This is a genomic window from Rhodococcoides corynebacterioides, assembly GCF_019834675.1.
Classification (GTDB): domain Bacteria; phylum Actinomycetota; class Actinomycetes; order Mycobacteriales; family Mycobacteriaceae; genus Rhodococcoides; species Rhodococcoides corynebacterioides_A.
The window spans coordinates 852,337-873,151 of sequence record NZ_JABUBU010000001.1 but is presented as its reverse complement, the minus strand read 5'-3'; the positions used below and the strand labels follow the sequence as shown (position 1 = coordinate 873,151).

Below are 20,815 nucleotides of genomic sequence, written 5' to 3'. Positions count from 1 at the left end.
AACCCCGGCCGGTCGAACCCCGGTCAGCCCGTGGTGTGCTCGGTCTCGATCACGGTGACCGATCGCCGGATCTCGATCTTCAGGCGCTCGCGCAGGCCGTCCGGGGCGCGATCGCCGCCGCACTTGCGACCCACCAGCGACTTGATCTTCTCCTCGAGCCCGTACTGGGCGAGGCAGGACCCGCACGAGTCGAGATGCCGCTGCACGCGGGCGCGGCTGGCCTCGTCGCACTCGTTGTCGAGCATCACCCAGACGTCCGCGAGGACGCCCGAGCAGTCGAGGTCCTCGAACTGGCTGTCCTCCAGCCGGTCGTCGGACGCACGATCGTCACTGTCGTCACGGTCGACACGCTGATCGCTCATCGCACGGCCTCCTCGGCGGTCGCTGCGGCAGCGGCGCTGCCGGTCGGTTCGGCTGCGGTGCGCAGGAATCCTCGGTCGCGGGCGACTTCCGCCAACTCGTGGCGCAGTTGCTTGCGCCCGCGGTGCAAACGGGACATCACGGTGCCGATGGGCGTGCCCATGATCTCGGCGATCTCCTTGTACGGGAAGCCCTCGACGTCGGCGTAGTACACCGCCATCCGGAACTCCTCCGGCAGCGCGGCCAGGGCGGCCTTGATGTCGTCGTCCGGCAGGGCGTCCAGGGCCTCGACCTCGGCGGACCGCAGACCGGTCGACGAGTGCTCGGCGGTGGCCGCGAGCTGCCAGTCGGTGATCTCGTCGGTCGGGTACTGCGCGGGCTGACGCTGCTTCTTGCGGTACGAGTTGATGTAGGTGTTGGTGAGGATGCGGTAGAGCCAGGCCTTGAGGTTGGTGCCCTCGCGGAAGCTCTTGAACGCCGTGTACGCCTTGACGTACGTCTCCTGCACCAGATCCTCCGCATCGGAGGGGTTGCGCGTCATGCGCAGCGCCGCACCGTAGAGCTGGTCGACGAGCGGGAGCGCATCCCGCTCGAAACGCGCGGTCAGATCTTCGGCGCTGGCCCGGGAACGGATGCCGTCCTCGGTCTCGAGCACCGCCGGATCGACTGCGCCCGTGGTGGTGCCGGGCTGGTCGTCCGTCACGGGGATCCCTTCGGTTGCCGCGGCCGACACGACGGCGGTGGACCTCGTGTCCACCGACACGGCGGCGGGAGCCGCGCCGTCGACCTCGTACCACCACGATACCGGCGGGATGACTCGCTTCGCGGTCACCGCCCGTGCGGCGCCCTCCTGGAGAACGGTCGCGCTCACCCGGTCGCCTCCTCTCCTCGTCGTCGGACTCGTCGGACTCACCGGTCGTCGCCTGCTCGGCGCGACGGGACGAACCCGCTCTCGTCGTCGGTGCAACAGCCGCCCCCGTCCCGCTGTTCCCGCCGTGCCCGTACACCCGGCCCGATGACCCGGCCGGCGGCGCGGCACGATGGGTCCATGGCAGGAACGGCCACCCCCGCGACGACGGCGCTCGATCGAGCCGGCACGTCGTATCGACTGCACACCTACGACCACGCCAAGGGCACCACCGCCTACGGTGAGGAGGCCGCGGACGTGCTCACCGCCCGGCTCGGAATCGAGCCGCAGCGCGTCCTCAAGACGCTCGTGATCACCGCATCCGGGGGCGGCGCGTCCCGGCCGGTCACCGCGATCGCGGTTCTCCCCGTCACCGGCACCCTGTCCACCAAGGCCGCCGCCGCGGCGCTGGGCGCGAGCCGCGCCGCCCTCGCCGACCCCGCCGCGGCGCAGCGGATCACGGGGTACGTCCTGGGCGGCGTCTCCCCGATCGGGCCGTGGTCCGGTGGCCGACCGTCGGGCGCGCGCCCCGCTCTGCCCACGGTCGTCGACCGCTCGATCTCCGGCGCGTCGACCGTGTTCTGCAGCGGGGGCCGGCGGGGACTGGAGATCGAGATCGCGCCCGCCGACCTGATCGCCGTCACCGGCGCACTCCTCGCCGACCTGACGCGCTGAGCACGGGCGGTGCGGCGACCGGTCACCGCCGCGGGAGTCGAATGAGAGACTGGGCGGCGTGACGTTCTGGATGGCCCCCACCGCGACGCGCCCGGTGCGCGCGACCGTCGACGTGCCCGGCTCGAAGTCGCTGACCAACCGCGCGCTGATCCTCGCGGCGCTGGCCGACGGACCGTCCACGATCACGGGGGCGCTGCGCAGCCGCGACACGGATCTGATGATCGCGGCTCTGCGCGTCCTCGGCGCGACCGTCGACGTCGACGGGGACGTCGTGCGGGTCGCACCGGGCCCCCTGACCGGAGGGACCGTCGACTGCGGGCTCGCGGGCACGGTGATGCGCTTCGTCCCCCCGCTGGCCGCGCTCGGCTCCGGCACGACGTACTTCGACGGCGACCCCCACGCGCGCACCCGCCCGCAACGCACGGTGCTCGACGCGCTGCGCGCCCTGGGGGCGCGGGTCACCGGCGACGCGTTGCCGTTCGAGGTGGCCGGCGACGGAGCGGTCCGTGGCGGCCGGGTGCAACTCGACGCGTCGGGCTCGAGTCAGTTCGTCTCCGGACTCCTGCTGTCCGCCGCGCGGTTCACCGAGGGGGTGGTGATCGAGCACGTGGGTCCTCCCGTGCCCTCGATGCCGCACATCGACATGACGGTGGCGATGCTGCGCGAGAGCGGCGTCCGGGTCGACACCCCGGCGGACACCGGGGAGGAGACCACCTGGCGGGTCCATCCCGGGCCCGTCGCCGCCGTCGACCGCACCGTCGAGCCGGACCTGTCGAACGCCACGCCGTTCCTCGCCGCGGCGGCCGTCACCGGCGGCGCCGTCACCGTGCCGCGGTGGCCCGCGACGACCACGCAGCCCGGCGACGAGTTCCGCGCCGTCCTCGGCGCCATGGGCGCCGCGGTGACGGCCGACGAGCACGGCGTGACCGCGCACGGACCGGATCGCCTGCTGGGTATCGACGTCGACCTGCACGACATCGGCGAACTCACCCCGACCGTCGCGGCGATGGCCGCGGTGGCGTCGACGCCCTCCCGCCTGCGCGGCATCGCGCACCTGCGCGGGCACGAGACCGACCGACTCGCGGCCCTCGCCGCCGAACTGACCGCGCTGGGGGGCACCGTCGTCGAGACCGACGACGGACTCGCCATCACGCCGGCCGAGCTGACCGGGGGGCCCTGGCGCGCCTACGCCGACCACCGCATGGCGACCGCCGGAGCCGTCGTCGGTCTGGTGGTGCCCGGCGTGCGGGTCGACGACATCGACTCCACCGCGAAGACCCTGCCGGGCTTCGCGGGCCTGTGGGCGCGGATGCTGGGCGACGACGCCGTCGCGTCCACCTCGACCTCGCACGCGGAGGGCAAGTCCTGACCCCCCGCCGCTACGACGAGTCGGACGTCCGCATCCGGCCCGGCAAGGGCACGCGCCCGCGGACCAAGACGCGGCCCACCCACGCCGACGCCCGACGCGCGATGGTCGTGTCCGTCGACCGCGGACGGTGGGGGTGCGCACTGGACGACGACCCCGGTCGCGTCGTCGTCGCGATGCGCGCACGGGAACTCGGACGCACACCGATCGTGGTCGGCGACAGTGTCGGTGTCGTCGGGGACACGTCCGGTAGGACCGACGCCCTCGCCCGCATCGTGCGCGTCGAGGATCGCCGAACGGTGTTGCGCCGCACCGCCGACGACACCGATCCGTACGAGCGCGTGGTCGTGGCGAACGCGGACATGCTTCTCATCGTGGTGGCGCTGGCCGACCCGCCGCCCCGCTCGGGCTTCGTCGAGCGGGCCATGGTGGCCGCGTTCGTCGGCGGCCTGCGGCCCGTGCTGTGTCTGACGAAGGACGATCTGGCCGACGCCGACGACTTCGCAGCGATGTTCGCCGGACTCGACGTTCCGGTGGTCCTGGTGGGGCGCGACCGGCCGCTCGCCGAGCTGACGGCTCGGATCGCCGGACAATCGTCGGCGCTGATCGGCCACTCCGGCGTGGGAAAGTCCACGCTGGTCAACAGACTGGTGCCCGGGGCCGACCGCGCGACCGGGGTGGTCTCCGGCGTCGGCAAGGGCCGGCACACCTCCACGCAGTCGGTGGCGCTGCCCCTCGAGGGCGGCGGCTGGGTGATCGACACCCCCGGCATCCGCAGTTTCGGGCTCGCCCACATCTCCCCGGAGGACGTGGTGGCGGCGTTCTCTGATCTCGCGGAGACCGCCGCGGACTGCCCGCGCGGGTGCACGCACCTGGGCCCTCCGGCGGATCCGGAGTGCGCACTGGACTCGCTGACAGGTCAGGCGACGCACCGCGTGGCCGCGGTGCGTCGCCTGCTGGTGGCGCTGATGTCCAACGACACCTGGTGACGGGTCAGCGGCGACCGAACCGCGCACGCAGGCCGCGGCCGCTCTTCGACTCGGCGAGGGCCGACAGCAGGCCCTTGCGCCGACCGGTGGCCGGGTCGACCACGGCGGTGGTGTGGCCACCGAAACGCCGCTCGGACGCGGTCTCCGGGGCGTCGTCGGCGGTGGCCTTGAGGAACCGGTCCGGCAGCGACAGCTTGGCGATGGTGCGCCAGGACTTGGCGTACTGCGCGGGGAACGACCCGGTGGTGTAGGGCAGGTCGTACTTCTCGCACAGCTCGCGCACCTTCACGCTGATCTGCGCGAGGCGGTTGCTCGGCAGATCCGGGAAGACGTGGTGCTCGATCTGGTAGCAGAGGTTGCCACTCATGAAGGCGAGCACGGGGCCGGCCTCGAAGTTCGCGCTGCCGAGCATCTGGCGCAGGTACCACTGGCCCTGCGTCTCGTCCTTCATGTCGTGGCGGGTGAACTTCTCCGCACCGTCCGGGAAGTGACCGCAGAAGATCACGGCGTTGGTCCAGACGTTGCGGATGACGTTCGCCATGATGTTGGCGGTCAACGTCTTCCGGAACGACGCGGCCGGCGACAACGACGACACCGCCGGGGTCAGCGCGTAGTCCTTGAGCATCTGCTTGCCGACCTTCTCGCCCACCTCGGCGAGCTTGCGGCGCGTCTCCTCCTTGGAGACACGACCCTTGGCGACCTTGCCGAGCTCGAGGTGCTGCACCGCCACGCCGTACTCGAACAGCAGCATGAGCAGCGTGTTGTAGACGAGGTTGCCCGCGTTGAAGGGCGTCCACCGGCGATCGCGGGTGACGCGGATCAGGCCGTAGCCGATGTCGTCGTCCATCCCGAGCACGTTGGTGTACTTGTGATGGATGTAGTTGTGGGTCTGCTTCCAGTGCTCGGACGGGCCGGTGTTGTCCCACTCCCACGAGGTGGAGTGGATCTCCGGATCGTTCATCCAGTCCCACTGGCCGTGCATGACGTTGTGGCCGAGCTCCATGTTCTCGACGATCTTGGAGACGCCGAGCATCGCGCTGCCCGCCCACCACGCCGCACGGTGGTTGCTGGCCAGCATCGTGGTGCGGCCGACCGCCTCGAGCGTGCGCTGGAAGCGAATGGTGTTGCGGACGTAGCGCGCATCCTTCTCACCGCGCGAGGCCTCGATCTCACGGCGGATCGCGTCCAGCTCGTGGCCGATGGCCTCGACGTCGGCGTCCGTGAGGTGGGCGTATTCCTTGACATCGGAGATCGCCATGAATGCACTCCTCGGCAGGTGGGGGAACCCCGGTGACGGGGTCGTACCGTCCTTACCCTACCGGAACTTACGCATCCGTAGGTTACGGTGCCGAAGGTGTGTGCGCCTTCACAGCGCGGCGGGCCTCACGCCGTGCTTCCTGCATGGCCGACCGCAGGCCACGCTTGCGTCCGGTGACCGGGTCGAAGCGGAGGCGGTCGACGACGGTGGACGCCGGGCCGTGGAACCGGCGCTCCGAACTGGTCTCCGGCGCATCGTCCGAGGTCCGCCGCAGCCACTTGTCCGGCAGCGACAGCTTGAAGATGGTCCGCAGCGCCTTCCAGTACTGCGCGGGCAGGTGACCCGTGGTGTACGGCAGGTCGTACTTGTCGCACAGCTGCCGCACGCGCTCGGCGATCTCCGGGTACCGGTTGCTCGGCAGGTCCGGGAACATGTGGTGCTCGATCTGGTAGCAGAGATTGCCGCTGAAGAACGCCATGGTGGGGCCGGCGTGGAAGTTGGCGCTGCCGAGCATCTGACGCAGGTACCACTCCTCGTGCGTCTCGGTCTCGAACTGGCCCATCGTGAACTTCTCGGCGCCGTCCGGGAAGTGGCCGCAGAAGATGACGGCGTAGGCCCAGAGATTCCGGATCACGTTGGCGGTGAGATTGGCGCCGATCGCCCGACGCCAGGCCGGCCCGGCGAGGGCCGGGAAGAACACGAAGTCCTTCCCCACCTGCGTCGCCACCTTGCGGGCGAACTCCTTGTTGGGCTCGGACAGGAGCTGCATCGGGTCGACCCCGCGCTCCTTCTTGGACGCGTCGAGATCGTGCAGCGCGATCCCCCACTCGAAGGTCAGGGCGAGAATCAGGTTCGCGACCGGCTGCAGGAGGTTGATCGGACGCCACTGCTCGTCCCGCGTCATGCGCAGGATGCCGAAGCCGATGTCGTCGTCCATGCCGACGATGTTGGTGTAGGTGTGATGGGAGTAGTTGTGCGCGCGCTTCCAGTGGTCGGACGGACCGGTCTGGTCCCACTCCCACGAGGTCGAGTGGATCTCGGGATCGTTCATCCAGTCCCACTGACCGTGGGACACGTTGTGCCCGAGCTCCATGTTCTCGATGATCTTGCTCGCGGCCAGCAGGCCGGTGCCGAGCAGCGCGGCGGATCGCCACCGCGAGCACAGAATGGCGAGTCGGCCCCCCACCTCCAGCGACCGCTGGAGCGCGATGGTGCGTCGGATGTAGGTCGCGTCGCGCTGTCCGCGGGACTCCTCGACGTCGCGGCGGATGGCGTCGAGCTCCCGTCCGAACGACTCGATGTCCTCGTCGGTCAGGTGGGCGAATTCCAGAATGTCAGTGATCGCCATGTGGGTGGTACTCCCAGTGGTCTCGTGGCGGCTTTCCCTCGCCGGCGCCGGGTCCGTGGACCGAGCGGTGGGGGGTGTGCCTCGCGCCGAACGGGCGGGCAGCCACGACCGACAATAGCGGACCCGCCTGAGAGCCGGGTGTGCCTTCCGCGCGGGCTACGTCACAGTCGGCGCGGCCGCCGGGGTGCGACACACCCGCCCCGCCGGCCCTCACAGCTCGAGGGTGCAGTCCCCCGCCGCCGCGGACACACAGGTCTGGATGCGCTCCCCGCGCGTGTGCTCCTTGCCCGACCGCAGGTCGCGCACATGTCCGTCCGCCACTGCCACCACGCAGGTCTGGCAGATGCCCATGCGGCAGCCGAACGGCATCCGCACACCCGCGCTCTCCCCGGCCTCGAGCAGGGTCGTGGCCCCGTCCGCCTCGACCGATCTGCCCGACCGCGCGAACGTCACCGTGCCGCCGTCCTCGGCGGCACCGGTGCGGGCGATCTCGAACCGCTCGGTGTGCAACCGGTCCGCCACCCCGGCCTCGGTCCAGTGCGCCTCGACCTCGTCGAGCATCGCGACCGGCCCGCACGCCCACGTCTGCCGCTCGCGCCAGTCGGGGAACCGCTCGTCGAGCGATCGCAGGTCGAACTTGCCGTCCGATCGCGTCAACTGCACGTGGGAGACCACCGAGTCGTACTTCGCGTGCAACGCGTCGAGTTCGGCGCCGAACATCACGTCCGCGCGCGACGGCGCCGAGTGCACGTGCACAACGTCGGGCATGTGCCCGCGCGTGTCGAGACTGCGCAGCATGCCGATGACCGGTGTGATGCCGCTGCCCGCGGTGACGAAGAGGATCTTCTCCGGCGGCGGCTCGGGCAGCGCGAAGTCACCCTTCGGGGCGGCGAGCCGCACGATGGTCCCCGTCTTCACGCCGTCCACCAGATGGGAGGACAGGAACCCCTCCGGCATCGCCTTCACGGCAATGGAGATCTGCTTGTCCTTCCAGTCCGGCGCCGAGGTCAGCGAGTAGGACCGCCAGTGCCAGCGACCGTCGACGTGCAACCCGATCCCGATGTACTGACCCGGTCGGTAGTCGAAGTCGAAGCCCCAGCCGGGCTTGATGACCAGCGTGGCCGCCGTGTCGGTCAACTTCTCCACGCGCACGATGCGCCCCCGCAGCTCCCGCGCGGACCACAGCGGGTTGGCCAGGTGGAGATAGTCGTCGGGGATGAGCGGAGTGGTGATGCGGGTCAGTGCGCCGCGCACCGCGTTCAACGCGGGCCGCCGCGGCACGGCCGCCCCGGACACCGGTGCCTCGAGCCAGTCCTTCAATCCCATGCGGCCATTGTCCCCGAATCGTCGATCGGTTTCGACGTCGGGCCGCGACGAGCCGATCACATCAGGTCGAGCAGAAACGGAATCTCCTGCGGTGCGTACCAGGCGAGCTCGTGATCCTCGGCGTCGCCGAGGACGAACTCGGCGTCGGCGTCGCCGAGATCCGCGGCGTCGACCACCTCCACGGCCGCGCGCACGGCGGTCTCCGCCTCGGCGAGATCGACGTGGACCGACGCGACGTCCCGCAACGACAGCGGCTGCGGCAGCCGCACCACCGCGTCGTCGAGATCGGGGCGCAGGGTCACCGGATCGACGTCCGCCGCGACGACGACGCGACGCGCCGCCGACGGGGCGGGTGCGTCACCGTCGGTCTCGTCGTGCTCCTCGCCGCCGAGCAGACGCAACGACGCCCGGGCGGCCTCCCGTAGCGCGACGTCCGCCAGTTCGTCGTCGTCTCCGGACGAGTAGGCCTCGCGCAGCGTCGGCGTGACCGCGAACGCCGTCCGCGAGATCGGCGAGAACTCACCGTCCGCGAGCAGCGTGCGCAGCATGGTCGTCGTCGCGGGAACGAACACCCTCACGAACGCCTCGCTTTCGGGGTCATCGGACGGACTTGCCGTCGGAGGTGGCGTCGACGAGTTCGTCGAGCGCCTCGTACAGCAAGGTGGTGACGACGTCGATGTCCGGCATCGCGGCGCGGTCGGCGTTCACGCCGTAGTAGACGTGGCCGTCGTAGGACGTGAGTCCGATGGTCATCGCCTGATTGCGCACCAGCGGCGGCACCGGGTACATCTCGAGCATCCGCGCGCCGCCCGCGTAGAGCGGGAACTGCGGGCCGGGAACGTTGGTCACGACGATGTTGAACATCCGTTGCGAGAGACTGGATCCCACGCGGGCGCCCATGGCGTGCAACGTGGCGGGCGCGAATCCGGAGAGCTTCATCAGGGTCGACGCCGTGACCCCGCGCCCCTGCCGACCGTGCGCCTCGGTGGCGTGCGCGACGTGGGACAGACGGACCACCGCGTTCGGCTCCCCCACCGGCAGGTCCACCAGAAACGACTCCACCTGACCGGCCGGATGACCCACGGTGTCCTCGCCCACCGCCGCGGGCGCGTGCACCGAGAGCGGAACGAGTGCGCGCACCGTGGTGTACGGGCCGAGCGGCTCGCCCCGCGAGAGCAACCAGTTGCGCAGCGCCCCCGCCACCACGGTGAGCACGACGTCGTTGACCGTGCCGCCGAACCGGGCACGCACCGCGCGGTAGTCGTCGAGGTCGGTGCGCGCGACCGAGAAACGCCGGTTCCGCGAGATGGTGGTGTTGAGCGGGCTGGTCGGGGCCGTCAGCGCCGCCGTGCGCACCACGGCCGCCACCTTGGCCACCGCCCGGACGGCGCCGTTGGCGGCCTGCGCGACGTCGCCGACGGCACCCCGCACCGCCTCGACCGCCTCACCGGGCCGCGCGACCATCTCCGCCAGCGCGGAGACCACCAGGGCCTTGTCCGACGGCTCCCGCGCCGGCATCCACAGCTCCTCCGCCAGGGGCGGGGGCGACTTGGCGTCGTCGAGGATCACCTGGCTGATCTCGAGCGCGGTGTCGCCGTCGACCAGAGCCGAGTGCGACTTGGTGAAGATGGCGAACCTGTTGCGCGCCAACCCCTCCACGAGGTACATCTCCCACAGCGGGCGGGTCCGGTCGAGGGGGCGCGAGGTCAACCGTGCGACCAGATCGTGGAGCTGCTCGGTCGATCCCGGCTTGGGCAGGGCCGATCGGCGGATGTGATAGGTGATGTCGAAGTCGCGGTCGTCCACCCACACCGGGCGCGCGAGCCCGAAGGCCACCTCGCGCACCTTCTGTCGGTACCGCGGCACCAGCGCCAGTCGACTCTCGACCAGCGTCAACAGCTCGTCGTAGGTGAAACCGCCCCGCGGCGTCCGGAACACCGCCAGCGACCCCACGTGCATCGGCGTGGTCCCCGCCTCGAGAAAGTAGAACGAGGCATCCTGAGTGGTGAGTCTGGTGGCCACCGCACATCCCCCTCGATAGTCGGACCACCGGGGTCCGGCCGCCGGTCGTCTCGGCACAGTCGTGTCGGCACTCGTCGTCGTCGGCCCTAGTCTCGCACGCGATCCACCGCGCCGGTCGGAGCGGTTCCGTCGACCGGTCGGGGGTTGCCCCGACTCCGCACCGCCGTCCTGTGAGACGGAGAGACATCGACTCCGGCGCTGTTCCCGAGCGCGTCGCGCGGGCCACACTCGGCGACATGCCGCACACCGAGGTCCGACTGGACCGCCTGCCCGCATCCGAGCCCCCGTTCGAGGGCACCGCACCCGCGACCTCGACCGCGCCCGTCGCCCCCCACGCCTCCGTGGGACGCCTGTCCGCACGACGACCCGGCCCGCACACGGGCCGATCCCCCGAGCGGCTCGGACCGCCGCGCACCGCCGTCCGCCCGGACCCCGCGACGATCGCCGCCCGCGCGGCGGCGGACCGCCTGCTCCGCGGCGTGTTCGAGGTGATCGACCGGCGTCGGGCGCCGTCGTCGCTGCGCCGCGCGGTCTCCCCCGCCGTGCTCGGCATGGTCGCGGCCCTGGCGACGACCGACGTGCCCGGACGTGCGGCCGGCGTGGCGGTGATCCGGACGGTGCACGTCCGCCCCGCGGCGGCAGGGCGAATGGAGGTGTTCGGGTCCTACTCCCGCGGTGAGCGGCGCTTCGCCGTCGCGGCGCAACTCACGCTCGGCCGAACCGCAGGCTCGTCGTGGACGGTGACGAGCCTGCGGCTGTCGTGAGACGGCCGATCTACTTGCGCCGCTTGGACTTCGAGCCCCGCTTGACCGGCTTGACGTTGTTGCGGGCCGCCTCGCGACGCTCCCGGCGGGTGGCCGTGGACTTCTCGGCCGCGGCGCCGTCGGCTGCCGCGCGGCGCACCGAGGTGCCGCCCGACTCGTCGGGACCGGAGTACGTCAGACGCGCGGGGTCCCGCTCGTCGAGACCCTTCGCGCGCAACGCGGGAGGCGCCGTCTTCTCGGCCGCAACGGCCGCGGGCTCCCGCGTCGGCGACGCGTCCCGGCCGTCCGGTGCACCCGGCCCGGCGTCGGGGGCCGGGGCGGCGGGCGGAGCCGGGGTGGGCGTCGCACCGGCCGGAGCCGCCGGGGCCGCCGCACGGGCGGCGACCGGGTTCTGCAGCCCCGCTCCCACCTGCAGCCCCGCCGAGGCGGCCGGACTCGGCGCGGTGGCCTCCACCTGCAGGTTGAACAGGAACCCGACCGACTCCTCCTTGAGGCCGTCGAGCATGCCGGTGAACATGTCGTAGCCCTCGCGCTGGTACTCCACCAGGGGGTCGCGCTGCGCCATGGCGCGCAGGCCGATGCCCTCCTTGAGGTAGTCCATCTCGTAGAGGTGCTCGCGCCACTTGCGGTCGAGCACGGACAGCAGGACGCGGCGCTCGAGCTCGCGCATGCCGCCCTCGCCGGCGATGGCGTTGATCTCCGCCTCGCGCCGGGCGTAGGCGGCGCGGGCGTCCTCGAGCAGAGCGTCGCGCAGGTCGTCCCGCGACAGGTCGCCCTTCTCGCCGAACTCGTTCTCCTGCGTGAGTTCCTTCTGCTCCACACCCACCGGGTACAGGGTCTTCAGCGCCGTCCAGAGCTGGTCGAGATCCCAGTCCTCCACGTAGCCCTCGGCGGTGGCACCGTCGACGTAGGCGGTGACCACGTCGGTGATCATCTGCTCGACCTGGCCCTCCATGTCCTCGCCGCGCAGGATCCGACGACGCTCCTCGTAGATGACGGTGCGCTGCTGGTTCATCACCTCGTCGTACTTGAGGACGTTCTTGCGGATCTCGAAGTTCTGCTGCTCGACCTGGGTCTGGGCGCTCTTGATGGCCTTCGAGACCATCTTGGCCTCGATGGGCACGTCGTCCGGCAGGTTGAGCCGGGTCATGATCGACTCGAGCGCCGCACCGTTGAAGCGCCGCATCAGCTCGTCGCCGAGGGACAGGTAGAAGCGGCTCTCGCCCGGATCGCCCTGACGGCCGGACCGACCACGCAACTGGTTGTCGATGCGACGGGAATCGTGCCGTTCGGTGCCCAGCACGTAGAGCCCGCCCGCCTCGCGCACCTTGTCCGCTTCGGCCTTGACCTGGCTCTTGACCTCCTCGAGGGTGGGCTCCCAGGCCTCCTCGTACGCCTCGGCCGACTCCACGGGGTCGAGGCCGCGCTTGCGCAGCGCGAGGTCGGCGAGGATGTCGGGGTTGCCGCCGAGCACGACGTCCGTCCCGCGGCCCGCCATGTTGGTGGCCACGGTGACCGCGCCGGAGCGGCCGGCCTCGGCGACGATGGTCGCCTCCTGCTCGTGGAACTTCGCGTTCAGCACGTTGTGCGGCACCCCGCGCTTGGTGAACTGCTTCGACAGGTACTCCGACCGCTCCACGCTGGTGGTGCCGATCAGGACCGGCTGCCCCTTCTCGTGGCGTTCGACGACGTCGTCCACCACGGCGGCGAACTTGGCTTCCTCGCTCTTGTAGATGAGGTCGCCGTTGTCGACGCGGACCATCGGCCGGTTGGTGGGGATCGGGATGACCCCGAGCGAGTAGATCTGGTGCAGCTCGGCCGCCTCGGTCTCGGCGGTACCGGTCATGCCCGAGAGCTTGTCGTAGAGACGGAAGTAGTTCTGCAGGGTGATCGTGGCGAGAGTCTGGTTCTCGGCCTTGATCTCGACCTTCTCCTTGGCCTCGATGGCCTGGTGCATGCCCTCGTTGTACCGGCGCCCGACCAGGATGCGGCCGGTGAACTCGTCGACGATGATGACGTCGCCGTCGCGGACGATGTAGTCCTTGTCGCGCTGGTAGAGCTCCTTGGCCTTGATGGCGTTGTTGAGGTAGCTGACCAGGGGCGAGTTGGCGGCCTCGTAGAGGTTGTCGATGCCGAGCTGGTCCTCGACGAACTCCACGCCGGCCTCGTGCACACCGACGGTGCGCTTCTTGATGTCGACCTCGTAGTGCAGGTCCTTCTTCATCATCGGGGCGATGCGGGCGAACTCCGCGTACCACTTGCTCGACGCGTCGGCCGGGCCCGAGATGATGAGCGGGGTCCGGGCCTCGTCGATGAGGATGGAGTCGACCTCGTCGACGATGGCGAAATTGTGACCGCGCTGCACCAGATCGTCCAACGAGTGCGTCATGTTGTCGCGCAGGTAGTCGAAGCCGAACTCGTTGTTGGTGCCGTAGGTGATGTCTGCGGCGTAGGCGGCGCGGCGCTCCGCCGGCGTCATGCCGGAGAGGATCACGTCCACTGTCAGGCCCAGGAAGCGATGCACTCGGCCCATCCACTCCGAGTCGCGCTTGGCCAGGTAGTCGTTGACCGTGACCACGTGGACGCCGTCGCCCGACAGCGCGTTGAGGTAGGCGGGCAGCACACAGGTGAGGGTCTTGCCCTCACCGGTCTTCATCTCCGCGATGTTGCCGAAATGCAGCGCCGCACCACCCATGACCTGCACGTCGAAGTGCCGCTGCGAGAGCACGCGCTTCGAGGCCTCCCGAGCCACCGCGAAGGCCTCGGGCAGCAGATCGTCCAGCGTCTCACCGCCCTCGATGCGCGTACGGAACTCGTCCGTCTTGGCGCGCAACTCCGCATCGGTCAGTCCCTCGACCTCGGGTGAGAGGGAGGAGACGTGATCGGCGATGTGCTTCAGCCGCTTGACCATGCGACCTTCACCGACACGGAGCAACTTGGACAACGACAACGACGGCACGGTCTTTACTCGTCCTCGGGTTCGGGTACAGGGGTCCGGCGGAGCCGCCGCGTGAGCGCGACTCCACCGAGGGTGCACGGCACCCTCGGCGCATCCATCGTAGGCGCCGCGCCCGACAGGTCGCTGTGCGGCCGACACGACGCCGCCGGGCGCCCCCGCGCGAGGCGGGGACACCCGGCGGAGCCGAGGGGTCGACAGCGGGTCAGGACAGCCGCAGCAATCCGTAGTCGAACGCGTGCCGGCGGTACACCACCGACGGCCGGTCCGACTCCTTGTCGTGGAACAGGAAGAAATCGTGCCCGACGAGTTCCATCTCGTAGAGCGCGTCGTCGACCGTCATGGGCACGGCCGGGTGCTCCTTGGTGCGCACGATCCGGCCGGGACCGTCGGTCGGCTCGGCGTCGATAGAGTCGAACGCCTCGGCCGGAGCGGCGTCGACGGTCTCCTGCAGGGCCGCGGTGGCCTCCGCGACCGAGACCGGACGCTTCTCGCCGTAGTGGACCTTGCGGCGATCCTTGGTGCGCCGCAAGCGGTTCTCGAGCTTGGCCACGGCCGCGTCGAGCGCGCCGTAGAAGCTGTCCGCGCACGCCTCGGCCCGCACCACGGGACCCTTGCCGCGCGCGGTGATCTCGACGCGCTGGCAACTCTTCGCCTGGCGCCGGTTGCGCTCGTGCATGAGTTCGACGTCGAACAGGTGGATGGTCGGATCGAATCGCTCGACGCGAGCGAGCTTCTGCGACACGTGAATTCGGAAGTGATCGGGGATCTCGACGTTGCGACCCTTGACGACGACGTCGGCGGCGGCCTCGGTCGGGGCGGCGCCGGGCGCGGGCGGCGGAGCGTCGTCGAACCAGTCGACCGACGAGCCGGCGGCGCCGGTGGCATCGGACGAGCCGGGCGACTCGGGCGGGCTGGTGCGGGTGATCTCGGGCCCCGGGCCGTGGGTCTCGCGGGGATGGGCGTGCACCCGATGGGTGTTGGCCTGTGCTGCCGTCGTGTGTGCTGCCGTAGTCGGCGACGTCGTCATACGTACCTCCCGATCGATGCTGTGCGAACAGTGTTGTCGCACAGGGAAAGCGAGGGCACCGGAGCGCTGAATGCCCGGCGCCAGGTGTAGAGGCATCACCTCCCGGCCTGGTGTCGAACGTGATCGAGCGTGGCCCCGACCGTAGTCGCTCACGTGGACGTCTGCCACCGTTAGCCGGATATTCACATTCGCCGTTCAGCAACTCCCGCGGGGGGCGTCCGCCCCCCTACCGCACCGCCCCGACGACCACGACCGCATCGACGCCGACGCCCGCCGAGCGCAGCGCCGCCACCGATTCGGCGGCGGTGGTTCCGGTGGTCAGGACGTCGTCGATCAGGACCACGGGGCCACGGGGCGACCGCGGACGCACCGCGATGCGGCCCGCGAGATTCTCGGCGCGCTGCGCGGCGGTCAGTCCCACCGAGTCGCGGACGCGGCCGTCGACGGTCAGCACCCGCGCAACCGTCACGGCTTCGGGCGCGAGGGCCGCCGCGGCCGCCGCACAGAGGCGGACCACCGGATCTCCCCCGCGCCGGCGCGCCGCGCGACGACGGGACGGCGCCGGGACCAGCACCAGGGGCGCAAGTTCCGCGGGGTCGAGATCGCCGGACTCGCGCAGGGCGGTGACGGCGCCGGCCAGGGCGCGACCGAGCGGACCGGCGAGGTCTCGTCGGCCGCGTTCCTTCGCCGCCACGACGGCCGCGCGGTGCGGCCCCGCGTAGGACCCCAGCGCGAAGCACGGTGCGCCGACGTCGACGGTCGATCGCACCGCCCGTGGCGGCTGCGCGAGTGCCGCCGCGCACCGCGAGCACCAGGCCGTGCTCGCCGCGCCGCATCCACCGCATTCCCGCGGCAGCACCAGATCCGTCCCCGCCCGTACCGCCGCGGACCACCGTTCCCCCATGCGCGGCAGTGTGCCGGACGCCCCCGACAGGCACCGTCGGAGCACGGACGACTCAGCCCGGGAGGACCGGGACCGCCTTCGCACCGGTGAGTCCGGGCACCTCGCGCCAGTACCGGTCGGACGCGGGATCGGTGTCGTCGATCTCGAAGACCGCCCGCGAATCGGCCACGTAGGTGGTGGTCGGGGTCGCGTCCACGGACACCACCGGCGCGGTCAGATTGCGGCTCGGGAGCCCGTCCAATCGCGAACCGTCGACGGCCACCTGCACGATCGGGATGTCCGTCGCGGCGCGGGCCACCACGACGGTGTCGCCGGTGCTCCAGTCCAGCGACAACGCGGCGCTGGCCAGGCCGGCGGCCACGGCCTCCGGCTCACGCAGCGAGTAGCTGCCGTCGGCGCGCCGGACCACGACGCAGACGTAGACCGCCCCGTCGACGACGAGCGCGGCGCGCACGCCGTCGCGGGAGAGCCGCAGTTCGGTGATCTGACCGCCGAGCTCGGCGATTTCGGACGACTCGACGTCGGTCAACGACACCTGGCCGGTGGCCGGATCGCGCACCGCACGGCGGACGACGGATCCGTCGATCACCGCCCAGACGGCGTCGCGGTCGGGACCCCAGGTGGGCCGGGTGATGGTGCCACCCTCGGCCACGGGGAACGCCGATCCGCCGTAGGAGCCGATGAGCAGGGCGTCCGGCGGTTGCGGTGCGGGACGACCCGTGTCGGACACCGCGGCCACCAGGGTGCCGTCCGTCGAGAGCGCGATCGACCGAATGGTGTCGACCGTGCCGAAGAACCCGGGCACCGGCGTGACGGCGTTCTCGTCGACGCGCACCAGGCTCCCGTTGCGCAGCGCGTGCAGCCCGACGTCCGTCCCCGGCGGGAGGGCGGGATCGAACTCGGCGAGGTCCGCGGTGGTCCACCCGTCCGGATACTCGGGATCGAGGGGGGCACCGTCGGCGAGCAGCACGTAGGGTCCCGAGACCTCCGCGCCGGCCAGGGTCCAGACGATCTGCGCGGCCAGGAGTGATCGGGTCGCGCGGTCGAGCGGACCCGCCCCGCGCAGGTCGATGCGGACACCGCCAGGCCCGACGCCGACGCCGGTGGGTCGGCCGTCCGCCTTGGTGATCGCCTGCGCCGTCGACAGCCCGTTGACGACGTTGCGCACCGCCGGCTCGAGCGACAAGCGGGGACCGGCCTGCAGCAGGGACATCAGGGTGTCGGCCATGCGGTCCTGGGACGTCGCGATCCACCGCTGGTCCGGCACCAGCGTGGTGCCGGTGGGGTCGACGAAGTACAGCGACCGGCGCTGGTACGCGCCGAGGAACTGCGTACGGTCCAGCACGACACCCGACGGCAACTCGTCGATGCGCCATTGGCCGTCGCGCAGCACGAGAGTCAGCTTGGTCTCGAAGGACCCCTGCTCGGCGCGGTACTGCCCACCGGTGTCGAGCTGGCCGACGCGGTTGGCGCGGACGGTGTACTCGACGGAGTCGTCCGTCCGGGCCTCCTCGAGCACGTCGATCTTGTCGACGACGATGGCGAGCGCGCCGTCGTTCCACCGGTCCGCGGCCTCGGGGGTGAGGAACTGCCGGGCGGCCGCGTGGCTGTCCGTCGGGTCGGTGCTGGCCTTGACGAAGTCTCGGACCAGGAGGTTCGGCTCCCGGCCGGGTGTGGGTTCGGGCAGTTCCTCGGCGACGGGGCCGCGCGCGACGGTGCCGATGGCCTGGGGTGCGGAGGAGGTCGGGAGCGACGCGCAGCCGGACACCAGCAGCGTCACGATCGCGCCGAGGACGAGCAGGGCGCGCCGCGACCCGCCGGCGGTCATCGGCGCTCCCCCGCCGACGCTCCGACACCTTCCGGTCGGGCGGCGGGCAGCGGCTGGCCGGTGGCGTACCGGTGCCCGCTCGGGCGCAGCGGCAGCGGGCTGGACACCACCTTGCGACCACGCACCCGCGGCAGCGTCAGCCGGAAGCACGCACCCTGCCCGGGTTCGCCCCAGGCCTCGAGCTTGCCGTCGTGCAGGCGGGCGTCCTCCAGCGAGATCGCCAGGCCGAGCCCGGTGCCGCCGGATCGCCGCACCCGCGAGGGATCTGACCGCCAAAATCGGTTGAAGACCAGCTTCTCCTCGCCGGGACGCAGACCCACGCCCTGGTCGCGGACCACGAACGCCGCGGCGTCGTCGTCCGCGCGCAGACGCAGCAGAACGGGCTTGCCCTCGCCGTGGTCGAGGGCGTTGGCGAGCAGGTTCCGCAGGACACGCTCGACCCGGCGCGGGTCCACCGCGGCCTCGACCGGCTCGTCCGGCATGTCGACGATCAACTCGGTTCCCGTCTCGCGCGCGAGGTGCCGGACCGTGGAGATCGCGGCGCGCGCACACATGCGCAGGTCCAACTGCTCGGCGGCGAGTTCGGCGACGCCCGCGTCGTGCCGGGAGATCTCGAGCAGGTCCGACAGCAACGTCTCGAACCGGTCCAGCTCCGCCACCAACAGTTCCGACGAGCGCTTGAGCAGGGGGTCGAGCTCGTCCGACCCGTCGTGGATGAGTTCCGCGGCCATGCGCACCGTCGTGAGCGGGGTCCGCAGCTCGTGCGAGACGTCCGAGGTGAACTGCCGCTGCAGGTTGCCGAACTCCTCGAGCTGCGTGATCTGCTTGGACAGGCTCTCCGCCATCTCGTTGAAGGACATCGCGAGCCGCGCGATGTCGTCCTCGCCCCGCACCGGCATGCGCTCCTTGAGTCGCCCGTCCGCGAAGCGCACGGCGATCCGCGAGGCCGACCGGATGGGCAGGACCACCTGCCGGGCGACCAGCAACGACACCGCCGCCAGCAGCACCATCAGAACTGCGCCACCGATCAGCAGGGTGCCGCGGACCAGCGCGAGCGAGCGGTCCTCACCGGCAAGCGGGAAGACCAGGTAGAGCTCGAGGTCCGGCAGGTCGGACGCCGTCGGGCTGCCGACGATGAGCGCCGGGCCGGAGTAGCCCCCGGGCTCGGACACCTGGGCGAACTGGTAGCTGATCTGGTCGGCCTGGACGAACGCGCGCAGGGAGTCGGGAATCTGATCGGCCGGGCCGGTGGACAGTTCCCGGCGGGCGCCGTCCCCGCGCACGAGCAGAACGGGATCGAACGTGCCCGCGGACCCACCCTCGGACGTGGTGTCGCCGTCGCGACTGGTCAGCCCACTGCGGGCGAGCTCGAGCCGGTTGGCGACGGACGTCGAGTCGTCCCCGGCGAGCTGACTCTCCACCGACGAGCGGGCGCGGTCGAGCTCCTTGGTGGCCGCGTCGATCTTCGTGTCCAGCAGCCGGTCGGTGATCTGGCCGGTGAGCACGACCCCCAGCACGGAGATGACGACGAAGGACAGCGTCAGGGTCGACACCACCACCCGCAGCTGGAGGGAACGGCGCCACGCGTGACCGGCCGCGGCCCAGACGGACCGCGCCCAGCGCATCACCGGCGAGAAGGTGCCGTTGATGCGGCGTCGCGAACGGGACGTGAAGATCACCGACCTCCTCGTCCGGGGACCCCGTCGGTCACGGCGGTCCGGCCTTGTACCCCACACCACGCACGGTGAGCACCACCTCGGGATTCTCCGGGTCGGTCTCGACCTTGGCGCGCAGACGCTGGACGTGCACGTTCACCAGCCGCGTGTCCGCGGCGTGGCGGTACCCCCACACCTGCTCGAGCAGCACCTCCCGAGTGAACACCTGACGCGGCTTGCGCGCCAACGCCACCAGCAGGTCGAACTCGAGCGGCGTCAGGGAGATCAGCTCGCCGTCGCGCGTGACCTTGTGCGCGGGAACGTCGATGACCACGTCGCCGATCGAGAGGAGCTCGGCCGGCTCCTCCTCGGTGCGACGCAGCCGGGCGCGGACGCGGGCGACGAGTTCCTTGGGCTTGAACGGCTTCATGATGTAGTCGTCCGCGCCGGACTCCAACCCGAGGACGACGTCCACCGTGTCCGTCTTGGCCGTCAACATCACGATGGGCACGCCGGAATCGGCGCGCAGGACGCGGCACACGTCGATCCCGTTCATTCCGGGCAGCATCAGATCGAGCAGCACCAGGTCGGGGCGGTTCTCGCGGACCGCCGACAGGGCTTGGGTGCCGTCCCCGACCACGAACGGCTCGAAACCCTCACCGCGGAGCACGATGGTGAGCATCTCGGCCAGGGCCGTGTCGTCGTCGACGACCAGAATGCGTGGCTTCATGGCCCTATCGTGTCATCCCGTCCGACTCCGCGGTCCGATCCAGCAGTTGCGCGGCGAGTCGGTCGCTGTCGGCCTCGTCCTCCACCGCCGCGCCGCTTCCGACGACCACCCAGGGGGACATCCAGGACCGTGCCGCGAGGCCCGCGTACACCGCCGCGGTGCGCTCCTGCAGACCGCCGTCGCGCTCGTAGACGTCGCGCGCGCGGGACTCGTCCGCGGCCTCCCGACCGCGGGCGCGCTCCTCGGCCACCGAGACCGGCACCTCGAGGTACACCTGCACGTCCGGGACCGGCAGGACCAGACGGTCGAACTCCAGGGCGCGCACCCACTCGACCGTCGGCCCCGCCGCGTCCTCGCCCCTCCGCGCGGCCGAGTACGCGGCGTTGGACGCGACGTACCGATCGAGCAGGACGACGTCGTGCCGGTGCAGCATGCGGCGCAGGTCCGCGGCCGCACCGGCACGATCGAGTGCGAAGAGCACGGCCATGGAGTTCACGCCGCGGGCGAGATCACCGTGCTCGCCGGCCAACGCCTCCGCCGCGAGGTCCGCGTGGATCGACTCCCCGTAGCGGGGGAAACCGACGCGGACCGCGTCGATTCCCGCCCGCTCCCAGGCCCGCACCAGGCGCGACGACAGGGTGAACTTGCCGGCCCCGTCGACCCCTTCGACGGCGATGAGCCTTCCCACGTGCGATCG

General features: G+C 71.2%; 18 protein-coding genes. 4 read left to right on the top strand and 14 right to left on the bottom strand.

Annotated features, from left to right (window positions below; all coding sequences use genetic code 11):
- Positions 1-23: 23 nt before the first annotated feature.
- Both rsrA and HQ603_RS04030 read right to left on the bottom strand, forming a co-directional pair.
- Entirely contained in the window at positions 24-362 is a 339-nt protein-coding gene (rsrA, locus tag HQ603_RS04035; RefSeq protein WP_222683022.1) for a mycothiol system anti-sigma-R factor, read from the bottom strand.
- Positions 359-1,015, bottom strand: a complete 657-nt coding sequence (locus HQ603_RS04030) for a sigma-70 family RNA polymerase sigma factor (RefSeq protein ID WP_222683286.1) — start codon at positions 1,013-1,015, stop codon at positions 359-361. Before HQ603_RS04030 ends, rsrA begins: the two co-directional genes overlap by 4 nt.
- A gap of 393 nt (positions 1,016-1,408) precedes the next feature.
- Here HQ603_RS04030 and HQ603_RS04025 point away from each other — a divergent pair, with 393 nt between their 5' ends.
- From HQ603_RS04025 to rsgA, 3 genes are all read left to right on the top strand, one after another.
- Positions 1,409-1,942: a YbaK/EbsC family protein gene (locus HQ603_RS04025; protein ID WP_222683019.1), complete on the top strand. Its 534-nt coding sequence runs from the start codon at positions 1,409-1,411 to the stop codon at positions 1,940-1,942.
- 70 nt (positions 1,943-2,012) lie between these two features.
- The gene (aroA, locus tag HQ603_RS04020) at positions 2,013-3,311 is read left to right on the top strand and encodes a 3-phosphoshikimate 1-carboxyvinyltransferase (protein WP_222683284.1); all 1,299 of its coding nucleotides are present in this window, start codon (positions 2,013-2,015) and stop codon (positions 3,309-3,311) included.
- On the top strand, positions 3,308-4,297 hold the full coding sequence (gene rsgA / locus HQ603_RS04015; protein ID WP_222683283.1) for a ribosome small subunit-dependent GTPase A: 990 nt from the start codon (positions 3,308-3,310) through the stop codon (positions 4,295-4,297). The genes aroA and rsgA overlap by 4 nt, the downstream gene beginning before the upstream one ends.
- A 4-nt stretch (positions 4,298-4,301) precedes the next feature.
- On the opposite strand, the gene HQ603_RS04010 is transcribed toward rsgA, so the two are convergent.
- The 5 genes from HQ603_RS04010 to HQ603_RS03990 all read right to left on the bottom strand — a co-directional run bounded on the left by HQ603_RS04010 (position 4,302) and on the right by HQ603_RS03990 (position 10,251).
- Positions 4,302-5,555, bottom strand: coding sequence for a fatty acid desaturase family protein (locus HQ603_RS04010; RefSeq protein ID WP_222683018.1), 1,254 nt, complete (start codon positions 5,553-5,555; stop codon positions 4,302-4,304).
- 82 nt (positions 5,556-5,637) lie between these two features.
- A complete protein-coding gene (locus tag HQ603_RS04005; protein ID WP_222683017.1) occupies positions 5,638-6,903 on the bottom strand; it encodes a fatty acid desaturase family protein in 1,266 nt (421 codons plus the stop codon).
- 210 nt (positions 6,904-7,113) lie between these two features.
- The gene (locus HQ603_RS04000; RefSeq protein ID WP_222683016.1) at positions 7,114-8,229 is read right to left on the bottom strand and encodes a ferredoxin reductase; all 1,116 of its coding nucleotides are present in this window, start codon (positions 8,227-8,229) and stop codon (positions 7,114-7,116) included.
- Positions 8,230-8,285: 56 nt separating this feature from the next.
- The gene (locus HQ603_RS03995; protein ID WP_371830957.1) at positions 8,286-8,807 is read right to left on the bottom strand and encodes a DUF6912 family protein; all 522 of its coding nucleotides are present in this window, start codon (positions 8,805-8,807) and stop codon (positions 8,286-8,288) included.
- A gap of 19 nt (positions 8,808-8,826) precedes the next feature.
- Complete coding sequence (locus HQ603_RS03990; RefSeq protein ID WP_222683014.1) at positions 8,827-10,251, bottom strand: WS/DGAT/MGAT family O-acyltransferase; 1,425 nt, start codon at positions 10,249-10,251, stop codon at positions 8,827-8,829.
- A gap of 236 nt (positions 10,252-10,487) precedes the next feature.
- Here HQ603_RS03990 and HQ603_RS03985 point away from each other — a divergent pair, with 236 nt between their 5' ends.
- The gene (locus HQ603_RS03985) at positions 10,488-11,015 is read left to right on the top strand and encodes an Rv3235 family protein (protein WP_222683012.1); all 528 of its coding nucleotides are present in this window, start codon (positions 10,488-10,490) and stop codon (positions 11,013-11,015) included.
- Between the two features lie 10 nt (positions 11,016-11,025).
- Here HQ603_RS03985 and secA read toward each other — a convergent pair whose 3' ends face one another.
- The 7 genes from secA to HQ603_RS03950 form a co-directional block, all read right to left on the bottom strand.
- Positions 11,026-13,974 carry a preprotein translocase subunit SecA gene (gene secA / locus HQ603_RS03980; protein WP_222683009.1) on the bottom strand — a complete coding sequence of 983 codons (2,949 nt, stop codon included), beginning with the start codon at positions 13,972-13,974 and terminating at the stop codon, positions 11,026-11,028.
- Positions 13,975-14,176: 202 nt separating this feature from the next.
- Entirely contained in the window at positions 14,177-14,941 is a 765-nt protein-coding gene (hpf, locus tag HQ603_RS03975) for a ribosome hibernation-promoting factor, HPF/YfiA family (RefSeq protein ID WP_308126361.1), read from the bottom strand.
- Positions 14,942-15,227: 286 nt separating this feature from the next.
- Positions 15,228-15,905: a ComF family protein gene (locus tag HQ603_RS03970; RefSeq protein ID WP_222683005.1), complete on the bottom strand. Its 678-nt coding sequence runs from the start codon at positions 15,903-15,905 to the stop codon at positions 15,228-15,230.
- 52 nt (positions 15,906-15,957) lie between these two features.
- Positions 15,958-17,733: an MtrAB system accessory lipoprotein LpqB gene (gene lpqB / locus HQ603_RS03965; protein ID WP_222683004.1), complete on the bottom strand. Its 1,776-nt coding sequence runs from the start codon at positions 17,731-17,733 to the stop codon at positions 15,958-15,960.
- Entirely contained in the window at positions 17,730-19,358 is a 1,629-nt protein-coding gene (mtrB, locus tag HQ603_RS03960) for an MtrAB system histidine kinase MtrB (RefSeq protein ID WP_261773374.1), read from the bottom strand. Before mtrB ends, lpqB begins: the two co-directional genes overlap by 4 nt.
- 82 nt (positions 19,359-19,440) lie before the next feature.
- Positions 19,441-20,118: an MtrAB system response regulator MtrA gene (gene mtrA / locus HQ603_RS03955; protein ID WP_068101917.1), complete on the bottom strand. Its 678-nt coding sequence runs from the start codon at positions 20,116-20,118 to the stop codon at positions 19,441-19,443.
- A gap of 4 nt (positions 20,119-20,122) precedes the next feature.
- Positions 20,123-20,806: a dTMP kinase gene (locus HQ603_RS03950; protein WP_222683001.1), complete on the bottom strand. Its 684-nt coding sequence runs from the start codon at positions 20,804-20,806 to the stop codon at positions 20,123-20,125.
- Between the last annotated feature and the right edge of the window lie 9 nt (positions 20,807-20,815).

What these genes read in the sequence shown, in the direction of transcription:
- HQ603_RS04025 (WP_222683019.1), top strand. Translation starts at nt 1,409, where the DNA reads ATGGCAGGAACGGCCACCCCCGCGACGACGGCGCTCGATCGAGCCGGC.
- rsrA (WP_222683022.1), bottom strand. Translation starts at nt 362, where the DNA reads ATGAGCGATCAGCGTGTCGACCGTGACGACAGTGACGATCGTGCGTCC.
- aroA (WP_222683284.1), top strand. Translation starts at nt 2,013, where the DNA reads ATGGCCCCCACCGCGACGCGCCCGGTGCGCGCGACCGTCGACGTGCCC.
- HQ603_RS04010 (WP_222683018.1), bottom strand. Translation starts at nt 5,555, where the DNA reads ATGGCGATCTCCGATGTCAAGGAATACGCCCACCTCACGGACGCCGAC.
- HQ603_RS03985 (WP_222683012.1), top strand. Translation starts at nt 10,488, where the DNA reads ATGCCGCACACCGAGGTCCGACTGGACCGCCTGCCCGCATCCGAGCCC.
- lpqB (WP_222683004.1), bottom strand. Translation starts at nt 17,733, where the DNA reads ATGACCGCCGGCGGGTCGCGGCGCGCCCTGCTCGTCCTCGGCGCGATC.
- mtrB (WP_261773374.1), bottom strand. Translation starts at nt 19,358, where the DNA reads ATGCGCTGGGCGCGGTCCGTCTGGGCCGCGGCCGGTCACGCGTGGCGC.
- mtrA (WP_068101917.1), bottom strand. Translation starts at nt 20,118, where the DNA reads ATGAAGCCACGCATTCTGGTCGTCGACGACGACACGGCCCTGGCCGAG.
- HQ603_RS04005 (WP_222683017.1), bottom strand. Translation starts at nt 6,903, where the DNA reads ATGGCGATCACTGACATTCTGGAATTCGCCCACCTGACCGACGAGGAC.
- HQ603_RS04000 (WP_222683016.1), bottom strand. Translation starts at nt 8,229, where the DNA reads ATGGGATTGAAGGACTGGCTCGAGGCACCGGTGTCCGGGGCGGCCGTG.
- HQ603_RS03970 (WP_222683005.1), bottom strand. Translation starts at nt 15,905, where the DNA reads ATGGGGGAACGGTGGTCCGCGGCGGTACGGGCGGGGACGGATCTGGTG.